General features: G+C 31.4%; 30 protein-coding genes. 16 read left to right on the plus strand and 14 right to left on the minus strand.

From position 1 onward, the window contains the following. Window positions 1-641: 641 nt before the first annotated feature. The 3 genes from PQ462_RS12600 to PQ462_RS12610 all read right to left on the minus strand — a co-directional run bounded on the left by PQ462_RS12600 (window position 642) and on the right by PQ462_RS12610 (window position 1,716). Window positions 642-1,019, minus strand: coding sequence for a hypothetical protein (locus PQ462_RS12600; protein ID WP_274250197.1), 378 nt, complete (start codon window positions 1,017-1,019; stop codon window positions 642-644). Window positions 1,020-1,073: 54 nt separating this feature from the next. Continuing rightward, window positions 1,074-1,361 (minus strand): hypothetical protein, encoded by a 288-nt coding sequence (locus PQ462_RS12605; RefSeq protein WP_274250198.1) that lies wholly within the window; start codon window positions 1,359-1,361, stop codon window positions 1,074-1,076. A gap of 73 nt (window positions 1,362-1,434) precedes the next feature. Next, window positions 1,435-1,716: a helix-turn-helix domain-containing protein gene (locus tag PQ462_RS12610; protein WP_012022998.1), complete on the minus strand. Its 282-nt coding sequence runs from the start codon at window positions 1,714-1,716 to the stop codon at window positions 1,435-1,437. A gap of 125 nt (window positions 1,717-1,841) precedes the next feature. Here PQ462_RS12610 and PQ462_RS12615 point away from each other — a divergent pair, with 125 nt between their 5' ends. The 3 genes from PQ462_RS12615 to PQ462_RS12625 are packed head-to-tail and all read left to right on the plus strand — an operon-like array spanning window position 1,842 to window position 4,124. After that, a complete protein-coding gene (locus tag PQ462_RS12615; protein ID WP_012022999.1) occupies window positions 1,842-3,140 on the plus strand; it encodes a hypothetical protein in 1,299 nt (432 codons plus the stop codon). A gap of 3 nt (window positions 3,141-3,143) precedes the next feature. Beyond that, a complete protein-coding gene (locus tag PQ462_RS12620) occupies window positions 3,144-3,668 on the plus strand; it encodes a hypothetical protein (RefSeq protein ID WP_274250199.1) in 525 nt (174 codons plus the stop codon). Window positions 3,669-3,692: 24 nt separating this feature from the next. Continuing rightward, window positions 3,693-4,124, plus strand: coding sequence for a hypothetical protein (locus PQ462_RS12625; RefSeq protein ID WP_274250200.1), 432 nt, complete (start codon window positions 3,693-3,695; stop codon window positions 4,122-4,124). Window positions 4,125-4,178: 54 nt separating this feature from the next. On the opposite strand, the gene PQ462_RS12630 is transcribed toward PQ462_RS12625, so the two are convergent. The 3 genes from PQ462_RS12630 to PQ462_RS12640 are packed head-to-tail and all read right to left on the minus strand — an operon-like array spanning window position 4,179 to window position 5,050. Beyond that, the gene (locus PQ462_RS12630) at window positions 4,179-4,370 is read right to left on the minus strand and encodes a hypothetical protein (RefSeq protein WP_274250201.1); all 192 of its coding nucleotides are present in this window, start codon (window positions 4,368-4,370) and stop codon (window positions 4,179-4,181) included. A gap of 51 nt (window positions 4,371-4,421) precedes the next feature. Then, window positions 4,422-4,709 (minus strand): hypothetical protein, encoded by a 288-nt coding sequence (locus PQ462_RS12635; protein ID WP_274250202.1) that lies wholly within the window; start codon window positions 4,707-4,709, stop codon window positions 4,422-4,424. A gap of 26 nt (window positions 4,710-4,735) precedes the next feature. Beyond that, on the minus strand, window positions 4,736-5,050 hold the full coding sequence (locus PQ462_RS12640; RefSeq protein ID WP_274250203.1) for a hypothetical protein: 315 nt from the start codon (window positions 5,048-5,050) through the stop codon (window positions 4,736-4,738). 88 nt (window positions 5,051-5,138) lie between these two features. Here PQ462_RS12640 and PQ462_RS12645 point away from each other — a divergent pair, with 88 nt between their 5' ends. Next, the gene (locus tag PQ462_RS12645; RefSeq protein WP_274250204.1) at window positions 5,139-5,552 is read left to right on the plus strand and encodes a hypothetical protein; all 414 of its coding nucleotides are present in this window, start codon (window positions 5,139-5,141) and stop codon (window positions 5,550-5,552) included. Between the two features lie 3 nt (window positions 5,553-5,555). On the opposite strand, the gene PQ462_RS12650 is transcribed toward PQ462_RS12645, so the two are convergent. Next, window positions 5,556-5,678, minus strand: a complete 123-nt coding sequence (locus PQ462_RS12650; RefSeq protein ID WP_274250205.1) for a hypothetical protein — start codon at window positions 5,676-5,678, stop codon at window positions 5,556-5,558. After that, entirely contained in the window at window positions 5,671-6,606 is a 936-nt protein-coding gene (locus PQ462_RS12655; protein WP_274250206.1) for an IS1595 family transposase, read from the minus strand. The genes PQ462_RS12650 and PQ462_RS12655 overlap by 8 nt, the downstream gene beginning before the upstream one ends. Before the next feature lie 92 nt (window positions 6,607-6,698). On the opposite strand from PQ462_RS12655, the gene PQ462_RS12660 reads away from it, so the two are divergent. The 6 genes from PQ462_RS12660 to PQ462_RS12685 all read left to right on the plus strand — a co-directional run bounded on the left by PQ462_RS12660 (window position 6,699) and on the right by PQ462_RS12685 (window position 10,282). Beyond that, window positions 6,699-6,911: a hypothetical protein gene (locus PQ462_RS12660; protein ID WP_274250207.1), complete on the plus strand. Its 213-nt coding sequence runs from the start codon at window positions 6,699-6,701 to the stop codon at window positions 6,909-6,911. Between the two features lie 506 nt (window positions 6,912-7,417). Then, complete coding sequence (locus PQ462_RS12665) at window positions 7,418-8,482, plus strand: ImmA/IrrE family metallo-endopeptidase (RefSeq protein ID WP_274250208.1); 1,065 nt, start codon at window positions 7,418-7,420, stop codon at window positions 8,480-8,482. Window positions 8,483-8,563: 81 nt separating this feature from the next. Next, the gene (locus PQ462_RS12670; RefSeq protein ID WP_274250209.1) at window positions 8,564-9,034 is read left to right on the plus strand and encodes a Panacea domain-containing protein; all 471 of its coding nucleotides are present in this window, start codon (window positions 8,564-8,566) and stop codon (window positions 9,032-9,034) included. Between the two features lies 1 nt (window position 9,035). Next, window positions 9,036-9,788: a hypothetical protein gene (locus PQ462_RS12675; protein ID WP_274250210.1), complete on the plus strand. Its 753-nt coding sequence runs from the start codon at window positions 9,036-9,038 to the stop codon at window positions 9,786-9,788. 21 nt (window positions 9,789-9,809) lie between these two features. Continuing rightward, window positions 9,810-10,043: a hypothetical protein gene (locus tag PQ462_RS12680; protein ID WP_274250211.1), complete on the plus strand. Its 234-nt coding sequence runs from the start codon at window positions 9,810-9,812 to the stop codon at window positions 10,041-10,043. 11 nt (window positions 10,044-10,054) lie between these two features. Next, window positions 10,055-10,282: a hypothetical protein gene (locus PQ462_RS12685; RefSeq protein ID WP_274250212.1), complete on the plus strand. Its 228-nt coding sequence runs from the start codon at window positions 10,055-10,057 to the stop codon at window positions 10,280-10,282. Between the two features lie 9 nt (window positions 10,283-10,291). Here the strand turns inward: PQ462_RS12685 and PQ462_RS12690 are convergent, their stop codons facing one another. The 4 genes from PQ462_RS12690 to PQ462_RS12705 all read right to left on the minus strand — a co-directional run bounded on the left by PQ462_RS12690 (window position 10,292) and on the right by PQ462_RS12705 (window position 14,363). Next, the gene (locus PQ462_RS12690; protein WP_149207997.1) at window positions 10,292-10,786 is read right to left on the minus strand and encodes a hypothetical protein; all 495 of its coding nucleotides are present in this window, start codon (window positions 10,784-10,786) and stop codon (window positions 10,292-10,294) included. After that, the gene (locus tag PQ462_RS12695; protein WP_149207996.1) at window positions 10,776-11,282 is read right to left on the minus strand and encodes a Panacea domain-containing protein; all 507 of its coding nucleotides are present in this window, start codon (window positions 11,280-11,282) and stop codon (window positions 10,776-10,778) included. The genes PQ462_RS12690 and PQ462_RS12695 overlap by 11 nt, the downstream gene beginning before the upstream one ends. 791 nt (window positions 11,283-12,073) lie before the next feature. Then, complete coding sequence (locus tag PQ462_RS12700; protein WP_274250213.1) at window positions 12,074-13,228, minus strand: IS3 family transposase; 1,155 nt, start codon at window positions 13,226-13,228, stop codon at window positions 12,074-12,076. A 34-nt stretch (window positions 13,229-13,262) separates the two neighbouring features. Continuing rightward, window positions 13,263-14,363 carry an IS3 family transposase gene (locus PQ462_RS12705; RefSeq protein WP_274250214.1) on the minus strand — a complete coding sequence of 367 codons (1,101 nt, stop codon included), beginning with the start codon at window positions 14,361-14,363 and terminating at the stop codon, window positions 13,263-13,265. Window positions 14,364-14,529: 166 nt separating this feature from the next. On the opposite strand from PQ462_RS12705, the gene PQ462_RS12710 reads away from it, so the two are divergent. Both PQ462_RS12710 and PQ462_RS12715 read left to right on the plus strand, forming a co-directional pair. Then, the gene (locus tag PQ462_RS12710; RefSeq protein ID WP_149207993.1) at window positions 14,530-14,799 is read left to right on the plus strand and encodes a hypothetical protein; all 270 of its coding nucleotides are present in this window, start codon (window positions 14,530-14,532) and stop codon (window positions 14,797-14,799) included. A gap of 140 nt (window positions 14,800-14,939) precedes the next feature. Then, the gene (locus tag PQ462_RS12715; protein ID WP_274250215.1) at window positions 14,940-15,479 is read left to right on the plus strand and encodes a sensor histidine kinase; all 540 of its coding nucleotides are present in this window, start codon (window positions 14,940-14,942) and stop codon (window positions 15,477-15,479) included. Between the two features lie 471 nt (window positions 15,480-15,950). Here the strand turns inward: PQ462_RS12715 and PQ462_RS12720 are convergent, their stop codons facing one another. Continuing rightward, window positions 15,951-16,868: an AraC family transcriptional regulator gene (locus tag PQ462_RS12720; RefSeq protein ID WP_274250216.1), complete on the minus strand. Its 918-nt coding sequence runs from the start codon at window positions 16,866-16,868 to the stop codon at window positions 15,951-15,953. Between the two features lie 313 nt (window positions 16,869-17,181). Here PQ462_RS12720 and PQ462_RS12725 point away from each other — a divergent pair, with 313 nt between their 5' ends. After that, complete coding sequence (locus PQ462_RS12725; RefSeq protein WP_274250217.1) at window positions 17,182-17,334, plus strand: hypothetical protein; 153 nt, start codon at window positions 17,182-17,184, stop codon at window positions 17,332-17,334. A gap of 94 nt (window positions 17,335-17,428) precedes the next feature. Then, window positions 17,429-18,133 carry an SDR family oxidoreductase gene (locus tag PQ462_RS12730; RefSeq protein WP_274250218.1) on the plus strand — a complete coding sequence of 235 codons (705 nt, stop codon included), beginning with the start codon at window positions 17,429-17,431 and terminating at the stop codon, window positions 18,131-18,133. Between the two features lie 136 nt (window positions 18,134-18,269). Here the strand turns inward: PQ462_RS12730 and PQ462_RS12735 are convergent, their stop codons facing one another. Continuing rightward, window positions 18,270-19,880, minus strand: a complete 1,611-nt coding sequence (locus PQ462_RS12735) for an arylsulfatase (RefSeq protein WP_274250219.1) — start codon at window positions 19,878-19,880, stop codon at window positions 18,270-18,272. A 465-nt stretch (window positions 19,881-20,345) separates the two neighbouring features. On the opposite strand from PQ462_RS12735, the gene PQ462_RS12740 reads away from it, so the two are divergent. Both PQ462_RS12740 and PQ462_RS12745 read left to right on the plus strand, forming a co-directional pair. After that, on the plus strand, window positions 20,346-20,825 hold the full coding sequence (locus PQ462_RS12740) for a hypothetical protein (protein ID WP_274250220.1): 480 nt from the start codon (window positions 20,346-20,348) through the stop codon (window positions 20,823-20,825). Between the two features lie 147 nt (window positions 20,826-20,972). Further along, the gene (locus PQ462_RS12745; protein ID WP_274250221.1) at window positions 20,973-21,398 is read left to right on the plus strand and encodes a response regulator; all 426 of its coding nucleotides are present in this window, start codon (window positions 20,973-20,975) and stop codon (window positions 21,396-21,398) included. The last annotated feature ends 8 nt before the right edge of the window (window positions 21,399-21,406 follow it).

Genomic DNA, 21,406 nt, shown 5'->3' on the forward strand with positions numbered 1-21,406 from the left:
TCATCAATGGCAATTCGAGAGATTAAGTAATAAAAATAAGGTTTAAGATTACTTTCTAAGTAACTGAATAGTCTTTGATCATCATCAGTAACTACCCTAATGATTATTGTTGATTCGCAAAACTCAAACATATACCTAATTCTAGGTATTCTATTTAATAGACATAGTAAATATCTTCTAGCTTCGTCGTAACTACTGAAAGCGTCATCACTTAAATTTTCATCATAATCATAAGAAAGATGGTAATTTGGCATAATATTTTTGTTTAAGGTTAATTTTACCAAAATACTTAATTTGTAAATAATTTCTTTACGGTTTTCCGTAACACAAAAGACAGACGATGTTTTTTTATATATAAAGAAAAAATAACTTTTGACTATGAAAGGATTAGGAAAATACTTATTTAGTAAACTAGGGGTTAAATTTGTTTGGATAGATTATCTTATACGCAGATTCAAAATAGCATCACAAATTGAAATATGTGATTACGAAAATAATATCGTCAATATTGATGGTAAGCTTATGTACTTTTATCCACATAGCAAATTCAAATCACATTATCAGTTGTATAAAAAAACGGGAATGAGCATTGAAGAATTACAAAAACTAATGTGCCCCGTAAAAGGTATAAATCCTAAATTTTAATATTCAGCTTTAATTCCTTGAAGTAAATTATCACAAACAATGTTTTGTAATGAGTTCTTAAAATTATCACGTAGTGTTTTATTGCTATTCACCTCAAATTCTAGTTGATTATTAACTACTGATATTTCACTAACTACATAATAGAAATATGGCGATATATTAGTTTTAAAATATTGATAGAATCTATCAGAATCAAAATCGGCTTCTGAAAGTTCTAATATCAGTGTGGATTCACATAATGCACCCATTGATTTTAAATATTTGTTTGGGATAGATAAAAGTGTACAAAGCAAATATCTTTTAGCTTCATCGTAATTACCAGAAAAATGTTTTTTACAGTCAATAGTATCGTAGGAAAAGTGATAATATAGCATAATATATTGATTAAGGTTATTTCTGGCAAAATAAACTATTTGCAAATAATTTCCTTACGGTTTCCCGTAATTTGAGGAAGAATATTCTTTTTCTATATCTCTCTTGTATTCTTCTATTTGTTTTCGATGTTTTTCTTTCTCTATTTCAAATTCTTTCATTCGTTTTTGATAAAGTAGTTCCTTTTGGTAAAGTTCTTTATCAATTCTTTCCTCTTCTCTTTTTAATTCTGCAATATTGTGGCGACGTTTAATAAATATAACAGTCAGCACAACGAGAAGCGTTACTAGAACAATCATCTGAATTTGATAAGTATTAAATCTAATAAATCTTCTAAATTTCATACCATAAATATTTATCAGTTAATTATTTCAGAATGTATAAAGGTACAGCTTCCTCACCTAAAAACTTACTTAACTATGAGTTTTTATCTTTATCCGGCATCTGTTTTGAATTAGGAATATCAATTCCTCTAAAGAATTCTTCTAGACTTACATCTAGTAGCCTGCAGACTTTTATTAGAGTTTTTAATTCAAAGTTCGCCCCCGTTTCAAGTCGCCAATAAGCACTGCGGCTCATTTCTAGAGCAAATGCAATGTGCTCGTAATTAGAGTAGCCTTTCTCTTTTCTCAATTCTTTTAGGCGCAAAGCAATTGCATCTAATTCTTGTAAATTTTCTTTTTTTCTCGAGTGTTCCATACGTCAAATCTCAAGATTTTGTCTTTTCTGTGGTACTCTATTAAAAAGTACACTATATAATAGAATTTTTTCAATATATTTGTCATCGAAATCCTAACATTCCAATAACATAAAACCTTATTAAAATGAGAAAAATTACAATGAAACTATTGCTTTCACCTTTTGTTATTTTGTTTGTACTGCTTACCATAAATTTTGGCTGTTCAAGTAATGAAAAAGATGAAGACAAATCAGTTATTGATTTTGAAATAACCGAAATCACTAATGTGACGGAAAATTCGGCTGTCATAAATGCTGATTTAAAATCAAGCGGAAAGGAAAATATTCTATATCGTGGTGTCTGCGTTGCTATGCAAACTAACCCAACAATTAATGATATAAAATATGAAGAGGAAGGAAATATTTTGGGTCAATATGTTTCGAAATTTGAAAATTTGCAATACAATACAAAATTCTATGCCAGACCTTTCATTACAACAAATTCGAAGACTATCTATGGAAATGAACTAACGTTCACAACCAAAAACATTAGTGTTCCGGCTGTAAACACTTTAGAAGTTTCCTTGGTTACGCAAAATAGTGCAGTATTTAATGGTAAGATTGAAAGTGATGGCTCTTCTAAAATAGTATCTAAAGGTTTCTATTATAGCAAAACAAATCCTAAGCCTGAGTATAAAGATGAAAGAGTTGAAAGCACAGGTAATTTTGAATTTTCCAGTTCTATAACAGGTTTGGAGCAAAATACAACATATTATGTGCGTGCGTTTGCAAGCAATATTGCAGGATCTGCGCTAGGAAATGTTGTTTCCTTTAAAACATCCTCTTATGTTTTACCTATTCTTACGACAGCACAAATTTCTACGATTGGTGAAACAACGGCAATTGGCGGCGGCACAGTTATAAGTGAAGGAAGCCATCCTGTAACTGAAAGAGGTATTTGTTGGGCAGCTTATCCTAATCCTACCATTACCAATTCAAAAACAAAAGACGGAAATGGCATAGGTTCTTTTGTGTCCAATTTATACAGTTTACAACCATATAAGTTATATTACGTTCGAGCATATGCGACTAGTGCAGCTGGAACAGCTTATAGTGAGGGTGTTGTCTTTAACACAATAGGTGGTAATAAACCAAGTGTTGTTGCCTCAGCTAGAGCAACAGGAACAACTCTTTATGCGACTGTAACGGTTAAATCAAAAGGGAGTGATAATATTAAAAGTATAAGTATCGGCTGTTTTGACATGGATGGAAATAGTGTTGGAAAAGTATCCAGCAGTAGTGGTTGGAACAGTCAAGATGCTTCACCGTCTGTAAATTACGAAATTACAGGACTATCACGTAATAACAAGTATTATATTATTGGATATGCAACCAATGGTGTTGGAAAAGGTGCAAGTGAGAAAGTTTACTTCTCAACATTATAACGGATGTGTGAGTATTTTGTTGAAGACACTATTCAGTTTTTTGATGCCATAGCCAAAATAAAGAGTGGAAAAAATGAAGAAGCTTCTATACTTATTGGAAACAATGTGGATCATTGTCATCTTTTAAGATTCTTAGATGCTGTGAAATTGAATATTGTTGGTCGCAATGTGAACTATAATATTTATCTCGATTGTAAGGAATTATCATCAAATCCTGCGTGGAAATTTAATTCAACTTTACTTTTCCATTCTGATAATCATGACATCACTTATTCAGGCTTAAAATTCACTTATAACATTGAATCATATGACTTGATGGATGATCCAATTTTGAATTCGTTCTCAATTGTTTTCATGGAATTTTACAACTCAGAAATAAACTTTAAAGATTGTCATTTTAAAAATAGTACCGATAGGATATTTGAAATTATAGTCAAAAATGAATCAACTATCATTTTTGAAAAGTGCAATTTCGAAGGAAACTTCAATTTTATATTTGATATATCCTCAACCATAACTATCAAATAACTTAACCTTTTAAAAACATAAAACATGAACATTTGCAAGTGGTGTAATGCCAAAGTAGCCGATAGCGATACGGTTTGGTATCGACGAAATTTCGTACTAGGTTATTCCTTCTGTTCCAACAAATGCGCAACTCAATGGAAAAACAGCAATCAGGAATTTACCAACAACCGAAATAATTCTAATGTAGCTAAAACGGTTGAAGAGTTGCAGTACGAGCATGAAGAAAACAAGCTTCGTCAAGAAAAAGACGAACAGGAAAATATCGAAACAGCAAGAAAGACTATGGCTCTAATTCGAAAACTTGCACCACATTGGAAAATTATAATTCCGACGCTGATAGTGATTTTAAGTGTTGTATTTTATTTAAATCCAATGGGTGGACAAATATTATCATATATATACCTTCTGCTTATTATTGGGGCTTTATGGGCATATTTCACAGAGCCAAAAGAATAATCCATTCCTTTTAAAACATGACATAAAAGAAAACCTGGCTTTAAAGCCAGGTTTTTACTTTTCAAGAATATCTTCTTTCGAAAGTATAGTTGTTTCTTCTACGTTATTTGTAGCAACAATGCCATCAGGTCTGATTTCTGTAATTTTTAAATTTTCTTCTTCTGGATGTGTTTCAATATCTTGAATGGATTTTGATTCACTGAATTCCTGGTTTTGAAAATTTTCGTAGCTAAGTATCCTCTTCATAAAAACTCTTTTCTTTTATATATAAAAAAGAGTTTTCTTTCGATTATTAATTTAAAGAAGGAAGTTATGCCATCTTCTATTTACTTCATAGTTTAAATCAGTTCGATAAACAATATTTCTTAATTCTTCACTTTTAAGTATTCTTTCAACCCTCTGAAAATCTGATTTAGTCATTGATTTATCGTGGTCTCTAAGAAAATCATTACAGAAGTATAATACTTCATATCCTTCTGTTTTATCAACCTTTATTCTATCTAAATACTTTTTATAATGTGGATTGTCACCACCATCTGCTGCCCAGGAATAAGTGTAAAATAAATCGTTTCTAGTAAATTCCATAATATTAGATAATTAAGTTAGTTAATTCATGAATATTTTTTGATGATATCATTTAAAACTTCAAGGTGCCATTTGCTATCAATTCTAGAGTTTAATTCGGAACGTAAATCAATATCACTGAGGTCTTTATGACGAAGTAATTTCTCTACTCGCTGAAAATTTTCTTTAGTAGGTTCTTTATTAAAATTCAAAAGAAATGTATTACAGAAATATAATACTTCATATCCTTCGGTTTTATCTACCTTGATTTTATCTAAATATCCTCTGTAGTGTGCGTCATCACCACCATCAGCTGCCCAAGAATAATCATTATAAAACAAATCTTTTTCAGTAAACTTCATGATATTAAAATGTTAGGTTAGTAATATCAAATATATGAAATATTAAAGGAGAGAAATTGATATTTATATATAAAAGAAAATAATGATCATGAAAAAATATCTAAGTAAATTTTTACTATGTTTGTTTGGCTTTTTAAGCATAGCAATACCTTATTTTAAACAGAAATACATGACTTTATACAAAGAATCTATTTTAAGTGCTATAAATAGCCACAATAGAAATCACTTTAATTCATATAGTAATATTAATAGTTTCAATATAAAGGATGGTATTTTTGCTATTTCTAATATGAATTATCATAAAATACAATATGATATACTTTATAATAATTCACTTAGTTTTAAGGTAAATTTAATTTATAATGAGGGTTTAATCATCAAAACATTTTTTATACCCACAGAATGTGAAAATGGTGATCCTGTAAATGACTTTTTTAACCATTTTACATGTGATGTATTTGATTTTACAAACTTATTACAGCAGTTAACTTCTGCTGTATAAAAGTTATTTTTTTGGCTTATTAGGTTTATTTACCAAAGAAGAAAGTACATCTTTAAATTTCGGATTCTTTTCTGGAATTCTAAGATCTTCTTTTGGTTTTTCTATTTCTTTATCTTTTTTAGCCATGGACAAGCGTTTTGTAATCTAATCTTTTGTTTACTGCGTTTGTCAAAGCTACGTCAAATTTTGATGCATCCGAAATTTTTCTGTTATTATATCGAAAGCTAAATTCATTTACATATCTAAATAAGTGTTTTGAACTTATCTGATGATAAATTCCAATAATACCCCTCTTTAATATCGCCCAGAATCCTTCAATATTATTAGTATGGGCAAGCCCCTTTACATATTCAGCTGTATTATGCTTCACAAAATCATGAATAAAGTCTTTAGCTAATGATCTGTATGGTCTGTACTCATCAGTGTACACAGTACTACCTCTTTCAATTTTATCAAGCAATATAGGAAGAATCGTAGTTCTTTTTGTATCTAGAACAGGTGAAGCATAAACATTTCCATTACGATTTAAAATACCTAATATTGCTGTTTTGGTTTTAGTACTTCTACCTTGTGTTCCAGGTGTTCTTTTATGAGCATGCTTATTACTTTCTTTACCACCTATGTATGTTTCATCAATTTCTACTTCATCAGAAAACATTTCAGCATTTTGATTATATGCTTCTTTAACCCTATGAAGCATAAACCAAGCTGTTTTTTGAGTTACTTTAAGATCACGTGATAACTGATGTGAAGAAATACCTTTCTTATGTGCTGTAATAATATAAACAGCAATAAACCACTTTCTTAAAGAGATTTTTGTATCATGGAAAATAGTTCCCACTTTAACACCAAACTGTTTTTTGCATCCATAACATTTTAAGCGTTTGGTAGTTCCGTTTAATACTTTAACCTTTTCGCTTTCGCAATAAGGACAAGTTGGATTCCCATTCCATCTTATTGTAGCAAGATATTCTTCGCATACTTCTTCAGTAGTGAAATAATCCATTAACTCAAATAAACTATCAAAATCTCTTAAATCTTTTACTTTACACATAAACCTAGTATTTTTATAATGCAAATATATGCGTTTTATTTTGCAATTACGAATAATTTGCAAATAAATACGGAATATTTTATATTTGCACCATGAATAAAGATGTCAAATATTTATATATAGTCATAAAAGAGAATAAAGTTGTGTGCTTTGATACAAATTTGAAGAACTTTGTAGAAAAATTTCTTCTCATAGAAGAAGAAGCAAGAAACTATGACTATTTTTATAGGAAGTTTAAAGCAGATGATTATTTTGAATATAAAACAAAAAACGGAAAAAGTTTTATGATGCAAAAAATGCACTAATCATTTATAATAAAGCATACCTGTAAACAGGTATTAATACTCTTGTGAGGGAAATGTTTGTATTTTAAATTTGGCATTTTTCACATACACATGATTATAAATTTTGAAAACAACAAGGATTGTAATTGTTACAGGGATTTAGTATTGAATCCCGCTGATAGACAATCAATGAAGAATTTTGGCAGAAGATTTGATGCAAATTTGATGAGTGCTGCTGTGAAAGTGCACAACAAATTATTAAGTGCACCCAATGCTAGTATTTATAATTTAACTGTTTCTAACGACAACAAAATACAGTTGAAATCCGGAACACCCGATAAGGAATCTTTAATATTAAAAGTCAGAGTTCAAGATGCATACAGAAAATTTTTTAATTTCTACGTGTCGGACTCAACTGGTGTTGAAACATTTTGTCTTAAAAAAGATTGGACAGGACAATTTGATCAAATATCTAAGATATATGTTCATGATGTTAACAAACATGATTACAAAAAGTGATGGAAATAATGAATAAAGTAGAGGTGCTAAACCCTATGACATATTTCAATACCGTAGCAATGGAAATACAAGATATATGTATTGCTAATGATTTTGATTTTGTGCACATTTCTGATGCAATGGGATGGACTACTTCCAATTTAACAGCAATTGAAAAACTGAATAAAAAAGAAATTGGAAACATTTGTAGTGTTTTACAAAAAAGAGAATTGATCGAATATTTGATTTCATTTCAAAAAAATTATAACGAATCAAAGAAGAAAGCATTAGTAGACTACAAAGAGAATATAAGTATATACAAAAAGGTTAAAAGAATAGATGGCTTATTAAAAGGGGAATTTACTTCAAGTATTGATCTTCTGGGCGATATTTCGGACTTCTTGGGCATAGAAAATGAAAAAAATATATTTGAGGAAGTTCAGAAAAATATTGCCTTATATAGAATTTCTAATTTTGTACCGGACAACCTAAACCTATATGCTTGGTTAAAAAGAGGTGAATTAGACTTTTATAAACTAGATTTACCTGATTATAATGAAGAATTATTTTTGAATTGGATTAATTCAAATGTTTGGAAAAAACAATTAACTAATGTAAGTTACTTTTTAAGTATACCAGATATATTGAGAGAGTTTGGTGTTGGTCTTGTTTATACACCTTATTTGGAAAAAACAGTACACGGTGCAGTAAGATGGTTTGACGGAAAACCTTTAGTTCAAATATCTGACAAAGGAAAGTGTTTAGCTACTGCATGGTATACATTATTCCATGAATTTGGGCATATCATTAAGCATAGAAACGATGAAATTTTTGAAGGCAATCTTGATCTTCCAAAATCTAAAATAACTAAAAAGGAACAGGAAGCGAATGCTTTTGCATACGAATATCTGTTCAATGGGGATGGATTAAGGAAATGGTTGTTCGGACAAAAAAACCAGTTTGTAGATTACTCATTTGTAGATAATACATCCGCTAAATTTAATGTGCCAAAAATATTTGTTGCCTACTGGATGAAAAAAGCATTCATAAAATCAAAGACGGTAAATGATAATTTACCGAATGTATCATTTTAAGAATTAGTTATTTGATATATAAGGAAAGTTAAATGTAAAAAGTCATATTAACTAAAAATTGATTTTAAAAAATATACTACTATGATAACTATACATCAAGCCTGTGACTATATAATTTTCAGATTAAAAAGTGAAGAAAGTGGTTCTTTAAATCATTTAAAACTTCAAAAGCTATTATACTATGTTCAATCATGGCATCTTGCTTTTTATGGCACTCGTTTTTTCGATGGTAAGTTCCAAGCATGGATTCATGGTCCAGTTAACAGAGCCATATATGATAGATTTAAAGATACTAAATATATGTATTCCACAATTGATTTAGACGATCTTTCAGATACTGAAATTACTACAACATTACCGATCGAAGTGAAAGAGCACATAGACGTTGTTTTAGAAACGTATGCTGGCTTTTCAGATACAGATCTTGAAAGCAAAACACATCAGGAAGAGCCATGGATAAATGCTAGAAAGGGATTCAAACCCTCAGAAAGATGTGAAGTTGAGTTAGATGAAGAAATTATGAAGTCTTATTTTAAAGCTAGGTTAAGTTAAAATGTTACGTAGAAATAGTGAAAATGGAAAAATTCGCTTAGTTCCAGTTGAACCAACATCACAACATTCAAGGTTATTACCTAAAGATAATTCACAAATAAAGAAAATATATTGGTCATTTGGTTTTAAATTTTACAAACAAATAGATTTATTTGGCTTTAGCAACATTGAGCTGGAATGGTTTACATCTGTATTTGAAAGGTTGAGAGATACTTCTAAAATGGAATACACCGGAATGACAGGAGTTCTTGAAAACGGTTATAGATATCATATTATAAATTGGGACTCTAAAAAATGTCCACTTATTAGAGATCAATTCGATTGGATTGATTCCAATTATCTTCATAATGAAATTGAATACCCTTTTTGTCAATTTCACGTATCAAAAGGTAAAGGAAGAATAATAGGATTTTGGGATGAAAACAATATTTTCCAAATTATATTACTCGATCCATTACACAATCTACAGCCTTCTTCCAAAGTTAATTACGAAATAAGAGATACTTTTCCCATAATGAGTGAATATGATTCATTGTTAGTGGATGTGCAAAAAATACTTCAGAAGCCTTGCAATCATGATGATTGTTCAACAGTAAAAGAATTACAATCCTTACCGAATCGACTTAATGATTCTAATATAATATTGGCTCATCTTGATGATTCTTATTTTGAAGAATATTCCAAAATTTCTAAAGAAAAGACTATTAGTCAAATTTTAGAAGCTGGAATATTACATTATAGTGAAAATCGATGATGACATTTAAAATTTTCTATTATGAAAAGTAAACTAATTTCATTATTACAAGAATTACTTATGGAAACTGACCATATAGATATGATTGGTATAAAGGTCTCTATATTGGAAAGCACAGCATTTTTAGCTAATCCGAGAACAATTGGTGAAATTAGAAATATTTTGGATAATGTAAACGCATATATTGATTTACCTAATGATGCAAATAAGGTTAATATTGAAAAGCTTATTCAACGTATAAATGATAAATACTAAAATATATTAATATGGATTGGAATGTTTATCCGCAAAATAGACCTCATACTTCAAAAACATACCTTGTCTCTATAAAAAGACCTTATGAAAATGGCGACTTTACATTTAACTATATTGCTTATTACAATGCTGAAACTAATCAGTGGCATAAATGTGACGGATTCGATAATGACAGCATTAAAGATGTTATTAAAGGACAAGTTACTGCTTGGGTGAATGTAGTACCATTTCTATCTTAGGCGTATTTATTAAGGTAATGTCATGTTATAAATCTTATGATTGTAATCAAACCACAATATATGGAAACTGGCATTTTTACCAAAAAAACCTAATATTCTTGGTGCTTTATTCTGATCAGTATAAACGGCTATTTGATAAATAGTAGGCAATTTATAAACTTCTACGAATTTGTCGTAACCTAAAAGGGATTTTAATAAGTTAATCAAAAATTTCTTCTGATATAAGTCAACATCATGAAAATGAAATTTACGTTTAATAGCTGAATTATCAAAAAAATCTTTAATTTTTACTTTAGAAATTTGCTTTTTGAATTCAAATAACTTCGCGTAATCTACAGATGTGATAGTGTTATTATTAAAACATAAATCAGTATTGTTTAGAGAAATATAGTCAAAAGCAATTATTAATGACAATTCTTCAATTTCACCAATTTTTATAATTTTGTCGCCCTTTAAATATTTAATATTTTCATGCTCTTCTTCGCTCGCAAATCTATAAGACATTTTGACTAGATGTTAATATTTCTTTATAGTAATTACACATTGTTTTTAATGATATAGGTCGAGAAGATATATCAAAATATTCTAATCCCTCTCGTGCTTCAAGCCATGGCTTTTCTCGGTGGTTAAGAATCTCTAATTCAAAGGCTTCTTTTTTACCATAAGTTAAAAGAACCGAATCTATAAATTCTTTTTGATCTGGATTAAAACCAAAAGAATCAAATAATTTATCTAATTCTTCTCTTTTTAATTGGTTATCAAAAACTATAGGCTTTGCTCTGAATTTCTTATATTGTTGATAGACGCTAGGATAGACAGCACCATGAACCCAAGCTTCAGGAACTTCCTCAAAAAGAGGATTCTCATCAAAATATACTAGATGCCAAGCCTGGCTATAATATAATAACTTTTGAAGTTTTTTATTAGTTATAAGAGAACCTCTACTATTGAAAAAGTATATAATGTATTTTGCGTAATCTTTAATATTAATGTAATCCATAACATATATATAATTTTTCTAAAAAAAAGATTTAGTTTTTAAAGATTGATATCATTACAAATATATTAAAGATAGTAAGAAACAGGATAAGTATAAATACCTATATTAAATTTAATGATTAAATTTAATGCGTAAAATTTTGCGTATCGAAAAGAAGTCTCTATATTTGTATCCGTAAACGTATTACCAAGTAATATTAGTAATACCGTATTACTTAAAGTGCGGTTTTCCGTAATTTTAAGTAAAAAGAAAACCCGATAGCGGTAACTATCGAGTTTTCTAAGGTTAAAATTAGTAACAAGAGATCATCCATCTTATTAATTCAATTATGCCTGTAACACATAAATTGATAAAGATGCTTTCTAACAATTCAATAATTGTTTTTTTAGCCATTTTTGTTTGCTGATTAAAAGTTGATAATTCAGTTTGCAGAAGTAAACTCTACTGGTTTTCCATGAGTTTAGGGTTGCTTTCATAATGGTTGCATTATAAAATTGATTAATAAAAGAACGTAAAAATAAACCCTCTCGCAAAAGTGAGATAGGGTTTTTATTGCTTGGTAAAATTAAGATTTACTTTAAATTAATACAACTGATTCTTGTTAACAAAACATGACAGTTATCAACATATATAAAATAAGAAAAGCCACTTAAATAGTGGCTTTTTTTTAATTGTATTACAAAATTTTAGAATAAGGCTATTACGATATCAATCTCATGATTTATAATGTTCTATTAGGATAAACGACATGTTTTTATTTATATATATAAACATACTACTCTTGTAATTTATCATAAATTTATGCTATTAAATTCTTCGATTGTTTTATAGCCTAAGAATGAATGTCTTCTTTTTTTGTTATACCAATTCTCAATGTATTGATATACTTCCCCTTTCATCTGTTTTCTAGTTAACAGCTTTTTATCCGCAAGTAGTTCCCCCTTGAAAGAGGTAAAAAAACTCTCGCAGACTGAATTGTCAGTATGATTTCCTTTTCGACTCATACTTCTTCTAACACAATTATAAGAGTCTAGAACATCAGTAAAAATTCTATTAGCATATTGAACACCTCGATCCGAATGGAAGATTAGTTCCTCATTTATTTTTCTGTTTTTAACAGCCATTTGCCACGCAGGAAGAGTAGTTTGTTGAGTGCTCATTTTAGAACTTAAATTCCATCCCACAATTTTCCTATCAAATAAATCAATAAAAACTGTGAGATACACAAAGCCTTTTATTGTTTGTATATATGTAATATCTGAAACCCAGACTTTGCCAGGTTCACTAGTAGTAAATTGTCTGTTCAAAATATTAGGTGCAACATAGTGATTATGACGTGAATCAGTTGTTATTGTATATTTCCTTTTAATTTTTCGACGAAGGCCCAACATCCTCATGTATTTTTTTACTGACGAGTTTTTTATTTTAAATCCTCGATCTTGAAGTTCTTTCGTAATTTTTGTACATCCATATCTTCTCTTAAACTCATAATACACAGATGTAATTGCTTGTTTAAGTAATATCACACGAGATTCTGTATCTGTTATCTCTTGTTTTTTTCTTCTGTAATATGTGGTTTCTGATACTTCTAATACGGCTAACATTTTTGCAATTGAAAATTCAGATTTATTATTTTCAATAAATTGTTTAGTCATTGCTTTTCCTTGAGAAACATATATACTTCCTCTTTTTAAAATTTCAAGTGCAATTTTGGAATTTTTAATTTTCTTTTCAAGATTAGAAATTACAGCCTGCTCAGGGGTTAACTTTGGATGTCCTCTCCCACAAAAACTTCCAGATCCATACGTTTTAAAGTCTTTCCGCCAGCTATGTAAATAACCCGGGGGAATTCCCAATTTTCTTGCGAAACTTGCTAATTGGCGTTTTCCACAGTTATAGCTTAATTTTACTGTTTTTACTTTAAAACTTCGTTCATATATTTTCATAGCTTGAAGTTTGATAATTTATATAGGATTTTGCTCAGTGTAGATTATCCAGATATTCTAATATTTTTTCACTCATCTGTTCTTTTGATAAAAGTAGATTTAAGTCTAATAAATCAGATTTTAACGAATTAAAAAAGTTTTCAGTTATAGAATTGTCCGAATAATTACCTTTTTCACTCATACTTATCTTAATAAACTTGTAAGCTTTTAATTTATAAGTAAACATCTTGTTAGCATACTGAGCACCGTGATTAGAATGGAAGATTAATTCCTTATTTATTTTTCTATTTTTTACTGCCATTTCCCATGCTGCAATAGTAGTCTCTTTAATGGTTTGACCATCACTCAAACTCCAACCGATAATTTTCATATCAAATAAATCCATAATAATTGTTAAGGCTAAGAGTCCATTTGCCGTTTTTATTCGTCTTATACCCGAGATCCAAACTTTAGACGATTCTTCAACTGTAAATTGCTGATTTAAAATATTAGGAAAAGCATAGGGATTATAACATATAGTTGTTTTGGGTCGGCGATCTTTTCTAATTTTACTAATCAGTCCTAGTTGTTTCATATACATATAAATTCGTCCCTCTTTCACTTTAAAGCCACGACTTTGCAGTTCCGCAGTAATTCTTGCAACACCATACAACTCCTTATATTCATAAAAAATAGATCTTATTTCTTGCTTTAATAATTGATTTCTACGTTGCCTTGGTGAAAGAACCTGATTTTTCCATTTCGTATATGAGAGGTAGGATATTCCAAATGCTTTGCATATTTTTCCAGCTGTATATTTATCTGCATTACTTTCAATAAATTGATAAAACACTAATCTTCCTTGTGAAATATATTTAGCGCCATTTTTGAAAATCTCAAGTTTTAGTTCTGATTCTTTAAGCTCATTTTTTAGTTTTCTTTTTAGTTTGGAAAATTCTGTTTGCTCTTCATTTAATCTTGTTGAACCACGCCCGCAAAAACTTGATGAACCAAATTTAAGATACTCCTTTCTCCATTTACTCATATAAGAAAGACAAATACCAAGTTCTCTCGATCCTTTTGTGAGACCTATTTCAAATCCTAATTGGACTGCTTTTACTTTAAAATCTCTGTCGTAAATTTTTGGCTGTTCCATTCCTTAAATATCAAATTAAGTTATGTGCTAATTTAAGAAATGTAAAGATAATCAATTACTTACGTGTTTCATTGTCTTGATGATGCAATAGCTAATAAGTGGATTTCTTTTTCATATTTTAGAGTCTCAATATTTATATATATATACTTTAAAATAAAAAGGGTATATGAAAAGAATAATTTATAAATTGATTTTTAATTTTTTTAAAATATTTGGTATGAATAAATCAAATGCAAATTTGAAATTGCAAAACATGAATCGGAATTTAGAGAATATCAAAACAACTACTGCCGAATTAAAAAATGCTGAAGTATTTGATGAATTTTTAATTGCTAATCTTGAACAAAGCATGAACATCATTCAGTCAACTATTGAAAAAATGATAAATGAAAATGATCAAAGAGACGATAGTTTAAAGCATATAAAAAAGTTCTAAGGACTGTTTGAATCTTTACGAGGTTACACACGTATATCACTCCCAAAATTTTTAATACTCTGCTGCGAAATGATATCGAAAATGATGTTAATGAGAAATCTAAAAAATATCTCCAGAAGGTAAGCCAGTCTGCTCAGAGAATGGAAAATATTATCGAGGGAATTTTAACATATTCGACTTTAGATAAAACTTTACAGCATATCGAAACCATAGATCTTAATGAGATTATTAAAAACATAAAAATTGATCTGGAGCTGCTGATAAAAGAAAAAAAAGCTGTTTTAATAACGTCGGATCTGCCTGAAATCGAAGGGGCTCCTATTCTACTCAACCAGCTTTTCTATAATCTGATACAAAATGCCTTAAAATTTTCAAAAGCAGATCAGCCGCCAACAGTTATAATAACCAATACTATTATAAACAGTGATGGCCAGGATTTGTTGCAAATTACAATCAAGGACAATGGCATAGGGCTCGATAAGGCCTTTGCAGAGAAAATTTTTACTGCATTTGAAAGGCTGCATACTAAAGATGAGTACGAGGGTAATGGAATTGGTCTTGCACTATGCAGAAAAATCGTTAAAAGACACAACGGAAAAATCACTGCAGCAGGTGAAAAAGATAACGGAGCTGAATTTACAGTAACGCTTCCTCTTAGCCAAAAAATGGATACTATTTAAAAACCAATTGGAATTAACTTTTGCCACAGGATTTTAATTCTTAAAATAGCTGATTGATAACTAAAAACTCTCAATTTCTATTTTAGGAAGGATTTATCAGCAGCTGCTATCACAACATTAAAGGCTAAGAAAATATCGGTCGTTCCATTGGCAAAAACAACTATACAGCCAGCCTTTCAAGCTGCCGTTTTTATTTGATTTAATTTAGTAAATTTGCAGCTCTAAAGCTCTTACAGATGCTTTCAAAAAGTTATTTTACTTTTGTACAGAGCTATATGCCGCACAACTCTGCATCCAATCCCAATACTATAATCTTTAAAGGATGAAACCATTTCCGTCAGCAGTTAAGTGCTTTCCCAGAAAGACCTCGCCGATTTTATTAATGAAAAATATTCTCTGTCAGGCAAAGCAGAATGCCGCCTGCTCAAGACCGGAATAAATTACGGTATAGCCATTCTTGTAGAGCGTTTTTTATTTAATTGGTATGCAAAAGTCAACAATAGCTTTCCTTTCAGGATGTTCTTTAAAATTATTATAATAAATTTCAAAAGGCTCTCTGTCAGCTTTCTCATATCCATTTTCGTTCATCCAGAAAAACAATCCAGTCCACGACTTTTCAAATTCGTTTAATCCAATTTCAAAACTTCCAACAATAAATTTTCCAGCTTCTATTGTTGTCAGTCCTATTTCTCCATTTGTTTCCACTGGCTTATCAACTAAAATCGAAGCACTCATCCTTACTTTGCTGGCTTCAGTAACTTTAAAACTGTCATGATAAACCGTTATCATTTTTGTTTTGTCATTCATTAATCCTTTTGGTGTTGCCCATTGCACTAATTTTGCATAGCAACTTTCAAGGTTATGAGGACCAATACTTGATACATAAGCCAAATCCATTTTTGACATTTCTTTAATTTCAATTTTTGCTTTCATTTTTATCCAATTTTTAAGATTATTAATGATGCAAATGTATTTTTCATAGTCAGGATATTCTTGTCCATTCTTGCTTTCAAGTTGACGAATCTTGCTAAATCTATTTGGATTTTGGTTTTTAAATTCAGTCGGGCTTACTCCAAAATACTTTTTAAATGCTCTGGAATATGAAGAATTATCACTAAATCCATATTTATGTGCTATTTCAGTTGCTGTTATGTTTTTATGTAACAAATCAGATGCTGATTTTTCTATTCTTCTTCGTTTTACGTATTCATGCAGAGTTTCTTCTGTAACAAATTTGAAAACTCGATGAAAATGAAATGATGAGAAAAAAGCAATTTCCGAAACCACATCTAGTGATAAATATGATTCCAAGTTTTGGTCAATAAACTCAAAAACTCGGTTAATTCGATTTTTGTAATCATCTTGTATTTCTTTATCTTTTACTGTCATTTCTAAAATGCTGCACAACTTGTTTATGTATGAGAAACTACACAAAGCTATCCAAATTTGAATAACTTTATGTGATAATTTATTAAAAAGTATTAAGATTCACGCGGCATAATACTATAATAATCTTCAATTAACTGGTTAAATATTTGAATACTTTCTGCTGCTAAGAAAAAAGCTTCAGAGAAATCTCGAGTTTTTTTATTTATATCATTATGGTCCTCTTTGCGGTCACAGATTACAAATCTGCATTATGGCGTCTAGATGTTTGATTAAATGAGAACCCTTAAATTTAAATATGTATTAAATAATATGAATGAATAAAACGAGAATATTCTTAGATGTTTTATCTCAAGCGGCTCTACTATTCAGCGATAGTCAAGAAATTATCGATATAACAAAAGAAAAAGGAATTGATAATGATTTAAAAGAATCAAACATAAATATTATGGTGATGACCTTAAGCTAATTTATTGTATTTTTATAAATCCGTCTTTTTTAAAAACAAAGCATGGAGAAAACTTCAAGCTTGACAGTAAAAATCTTAAACAAATCTTATAAAAATGCAGCACATAGAAAATAAAGTGGCTTATATAACCGGCGCGTCGAAAGGCATCGGTCTGGGTATTGCAGAAGCTTTAGTGAAAAATGGCGTAAAAGCAGCGATATCGGGAAGGAATAAAGAAGCGCTTGAAAAGGCGCAGCAACAATTAGGAAAGCAGAACGTGCTGGTATTGCAGTCTGATGTCAGAAATTTTAACGACGAATTTAAAGCAGTCGAGCAGATTGTTGCAGAATTTGGAAAACTGGATATTATCATTGCCAATGCAGGGATTGGAAAATTTGCTCCCATAGATGAAATATCCCTGGAGGACTGGAACGCAATGATTGACACCAATCTCACCGGTGCTTTTCATACCCTGAAAGCAGCCTGCGAACAGCTCAAAGCAAACAAAGGCTATTACATATCTATTGCATCGCTGGCGGGAGCTAACTTTTTTGCAAAAGGCGCAGCCTACAATGCCTCAAAATTCGGACTGGTGGGGTTTACCCAGGCTGCCATGCTTGATTTGCGCGATTATGGAGTAAAATGCACCACCATCCTGCCGGGCTCAACTGCTTCAAACTTTAACGGCCATACTCCGGATGAAAATGACCATTGGAAAATCCAGCCCTCAGATATAGGGCAGATGGTTGTAGACCTGTTAAAAATGAATCCTAATGTGCTGCCAAGCAAAATAGAAGTGCGTCCAACAAAAACTAAGTAACTTAAATTTTCGTTAGGTAAAAAAAATACAAAAAGAAAGCAGCCTTTATAGCTGCTTTCTTTTTTCTGTAAAAATTAATACTCCTTAAAAGGTTTATCCCCGGCCGTTTCTTCCCATTTAAGAATTACAAATCCGATTACTTAGAGTCTACGCTCAGCGGCGGAAGATTCACTTTTTTTTCATTCATCATTTTTTTCACCTGTTCGATAGTTCTATAGCGCTCAATCTGCATTTCACCCGTAAAAGTTTCACTCTGCGGTGCTCTTGGAGGTATCTGAGCATATGTTTTCATGAGGTCTGCAATGGCCTGATTAAAAATGATGGCCGTCCATGTTTTCTCTGTCCAGCTGTTCATGAACAAATCATAACGCTCTTGAGGATCCTGCCACAAATTATAAATAGCCGGAACTGTCGCTACATAGGTTTCATCGCCTCTCCAGCCCAGCTGCTGTCCAGGAGCGTCACTGCCTGCAATCGCACCATTATCGCCGCGGGTATTAAATACTGCTTTGAATTTTCCGATTCTCACAGCTCCCGGCGATAATTCAGCCTCAGTAAAATAAAACCATCTATCGCGAAGCGGCGTTCCTTTTTTAAACAATACATTTGACATATCATAACTATCAAAAACCATATCTGCGCCAGCCCTGTCTTTTTTAGGAAGTTCTACTCCTGCAAGACTTGCAAATGTAGCCATAAGATCAAGTCCACCTACAATATCATGGCTTTGGCTTCCTGCTTCAATTTGTCCGGGCCACCAGGCAATTGCAGGCACACGGCTGCCGCCTTCCCTGTCTGTTCCTTTAGTACCTCTAAAAGGAGTATATCCAGAATCAGGATGCACATCCTGCCAGGCACCGTTGTCTACTGTATAAATAACGATCGTATTTTCGGCAATACCCAAAGCGCGAATCTTATCCATAATACGACCTACATTGTAATCCATCTCTACTACAGCATCTGAGTATTTGCTTTTACCTGGGGATTTGCCCGCAAACTGCTTCGAAGGAAGGTTAGGCTGATGGTTTTTAGCAAAATTAATGCACATAAAAAACGGATCTTTGCTTTTTCCATATTCATCAAGCTGTTTCAGGTTGTTTTCCACCATCATCATATCCAGCTCAGCAATATTCTCTTCAGTAACTTTGCTTATCTCGCGGGCTTTTCCGCCTGCTTCTCCTTCAAGTATGCCTGTGGTCACTTTTTTGAAAAGATCCAGCATCTCTGGAGACATCTCGGGATTCCAAGATTGGAAAGCATAAGTGTAAGCATTCAAATGATAAAGCACTACATTCTGCATTTTATCAAAACCATGAGCGATAGGCATAGAATATTCTGCTTCACCAAGGTGCCATTTTCCAGAAAAGTAGGTTTTATAATTGGCTTTTTTAAGCACCGAAGCTAGAGTCCATTCTTCTTTAGGCAGTCCGCCACCTTGTCCCTGAAAAGCAACGGTAGTCATACCGCTTCTATTGGGAATACGTCCTGTAAGCATCGCAGCTCTTCCAGGGGTACAGCTAGGCTGTCCGTAAAAGGACCAAAACTGCATCCCTTCCTTTGCCATTCGGTCTAAATTGGGCGTGGGCATGCCTCGCCCGACTCCTCCTCCATATACTCCCAAATCCCCCCAGCCGGTATCGTCTGAGATGACCATTATAATATTGGGCTTTTTTTTGGTCTGGGCCTCTGCATTAAAAAATGCCAGTACACTTAAAGCTGCAGCTAATAATAAGGCTTTCTGTTTCATAATTGTGATTTATCGGGATTAGTATCGCATAAAATTAGATACCAATTCTCATAATTATGAGCATTTCAATCCTTAAATGGTTTCAAATTATAAAATGAAACCAGTTGTTTTTAAAATGAAACATCATCTCATAAATTAACAGCCGGCAAAAACACCGGTCAAACCACAATAAATAAAATCTTAAAAACAAGAGAGAGAGAAGAAAATAGATTTTCCAGGTTATCAACTTACCGCATTCTCATTAGATTTGAATAACATTACTTTTTATAGTATTAGATATACCAGCCTGTTGCATGATAGCTATTTTATAAATGGAATTCATTATTCTGTAAAAAAAAATATACCTATCCTTTCTACATTTGTTAAAGAAGAAATACAAAGCAAGACAAGCACGGCAATCCGGAAGACTTGTTAGAGTACGCTCCATTAAAAATGATTGTAAAATTTAATTAAAAATATAAAATGATGAATGCAGATAAAAAAGAAAATTACGGTCAGGATGACAAGAATTTTCAAAATGCAGACTCCGGTAATAAGGTACAACAGAAAACTTCCTCCCCAGCAAGCCACCCTTTTACAGACAATGCCGAGCCGGATTACGGAAATGATTTAAGCACCAATGAGATTAGCAATCCCTATGACTCAGAGAATCTTGACAATGAATCGGACAGTGAATCCAAAGATATAACCGAGAAGGACATTGAAGAGGATCTAATACATAATGATCCCTCAGAAGGTTTTGAAACTGACATTGATACTTCAGGGAGCGATGACCCCGAAAACGGCAGCTTTGAAACCATTGAAACTGATCAGGACAATCCCGTAAACAAGGAATTCGAAATTGGGGAACTTGGAAACGAGGAACTTAAAGAAGATGAAATCACCAGAGATGAAACAGGCCGTGGTGCGCCCGGCAATTATAAACCTTCTCAGAGAAAATTTTAAAACCGTTACTAATAACGGTTTTTTTTATGGAGAGCATGTGACTGATCTTCTGTAAGCTGTAATAATACATAAAACAGCATCTATTAAGAGAATTGACAGTTTCTTGCAAATTAAGAAAAAACTAAAAAAAGTCCCTACTTTTACATCATGAAAAGAAATCACGAAATAATTATAATAGAAGACGATGAAGATGACAGAAATTTTCTTAAAGATATATTCGAGAGCCTGGGGTATCCAAACAAAGTAGTTTTTATTGAGGATCCTACCCTGGCTATTACTTATTTGTCTTCTCCTGATACAAATCCTTTTATTATTTTCTCTGATATCAATATGCCAAAAATTGACGGCTTTGAATTACGAAGACAAATTCTTGCTAATGCTGACATAAGCCAGAAATGCGTGCCGTATATATTTCTTTCCACTTCAAAAAATCCTGAGAATGTAAAAAAAGCATACTCTTATCATGTACAGGGTTATTTTAGTAAAGAGGAAAACTTTCCAGCCTATAAGTTAATGATACAAAACATTATGGAATACTGGCTGAAAAGTTTGTCACCTGTGTTTTCTTCCTAATTAATTAT

The sequence above is a fragment of the Flavobacterium sp. KACC 22758 genome (assembly GCF_028736135.1).
GTDB lineage: Bacteria > Bacteroidota > Bacteroidia > Flavobacteriales > Flavobacteriaceae > Flavobacterium > Flavobacterium johnsoniae.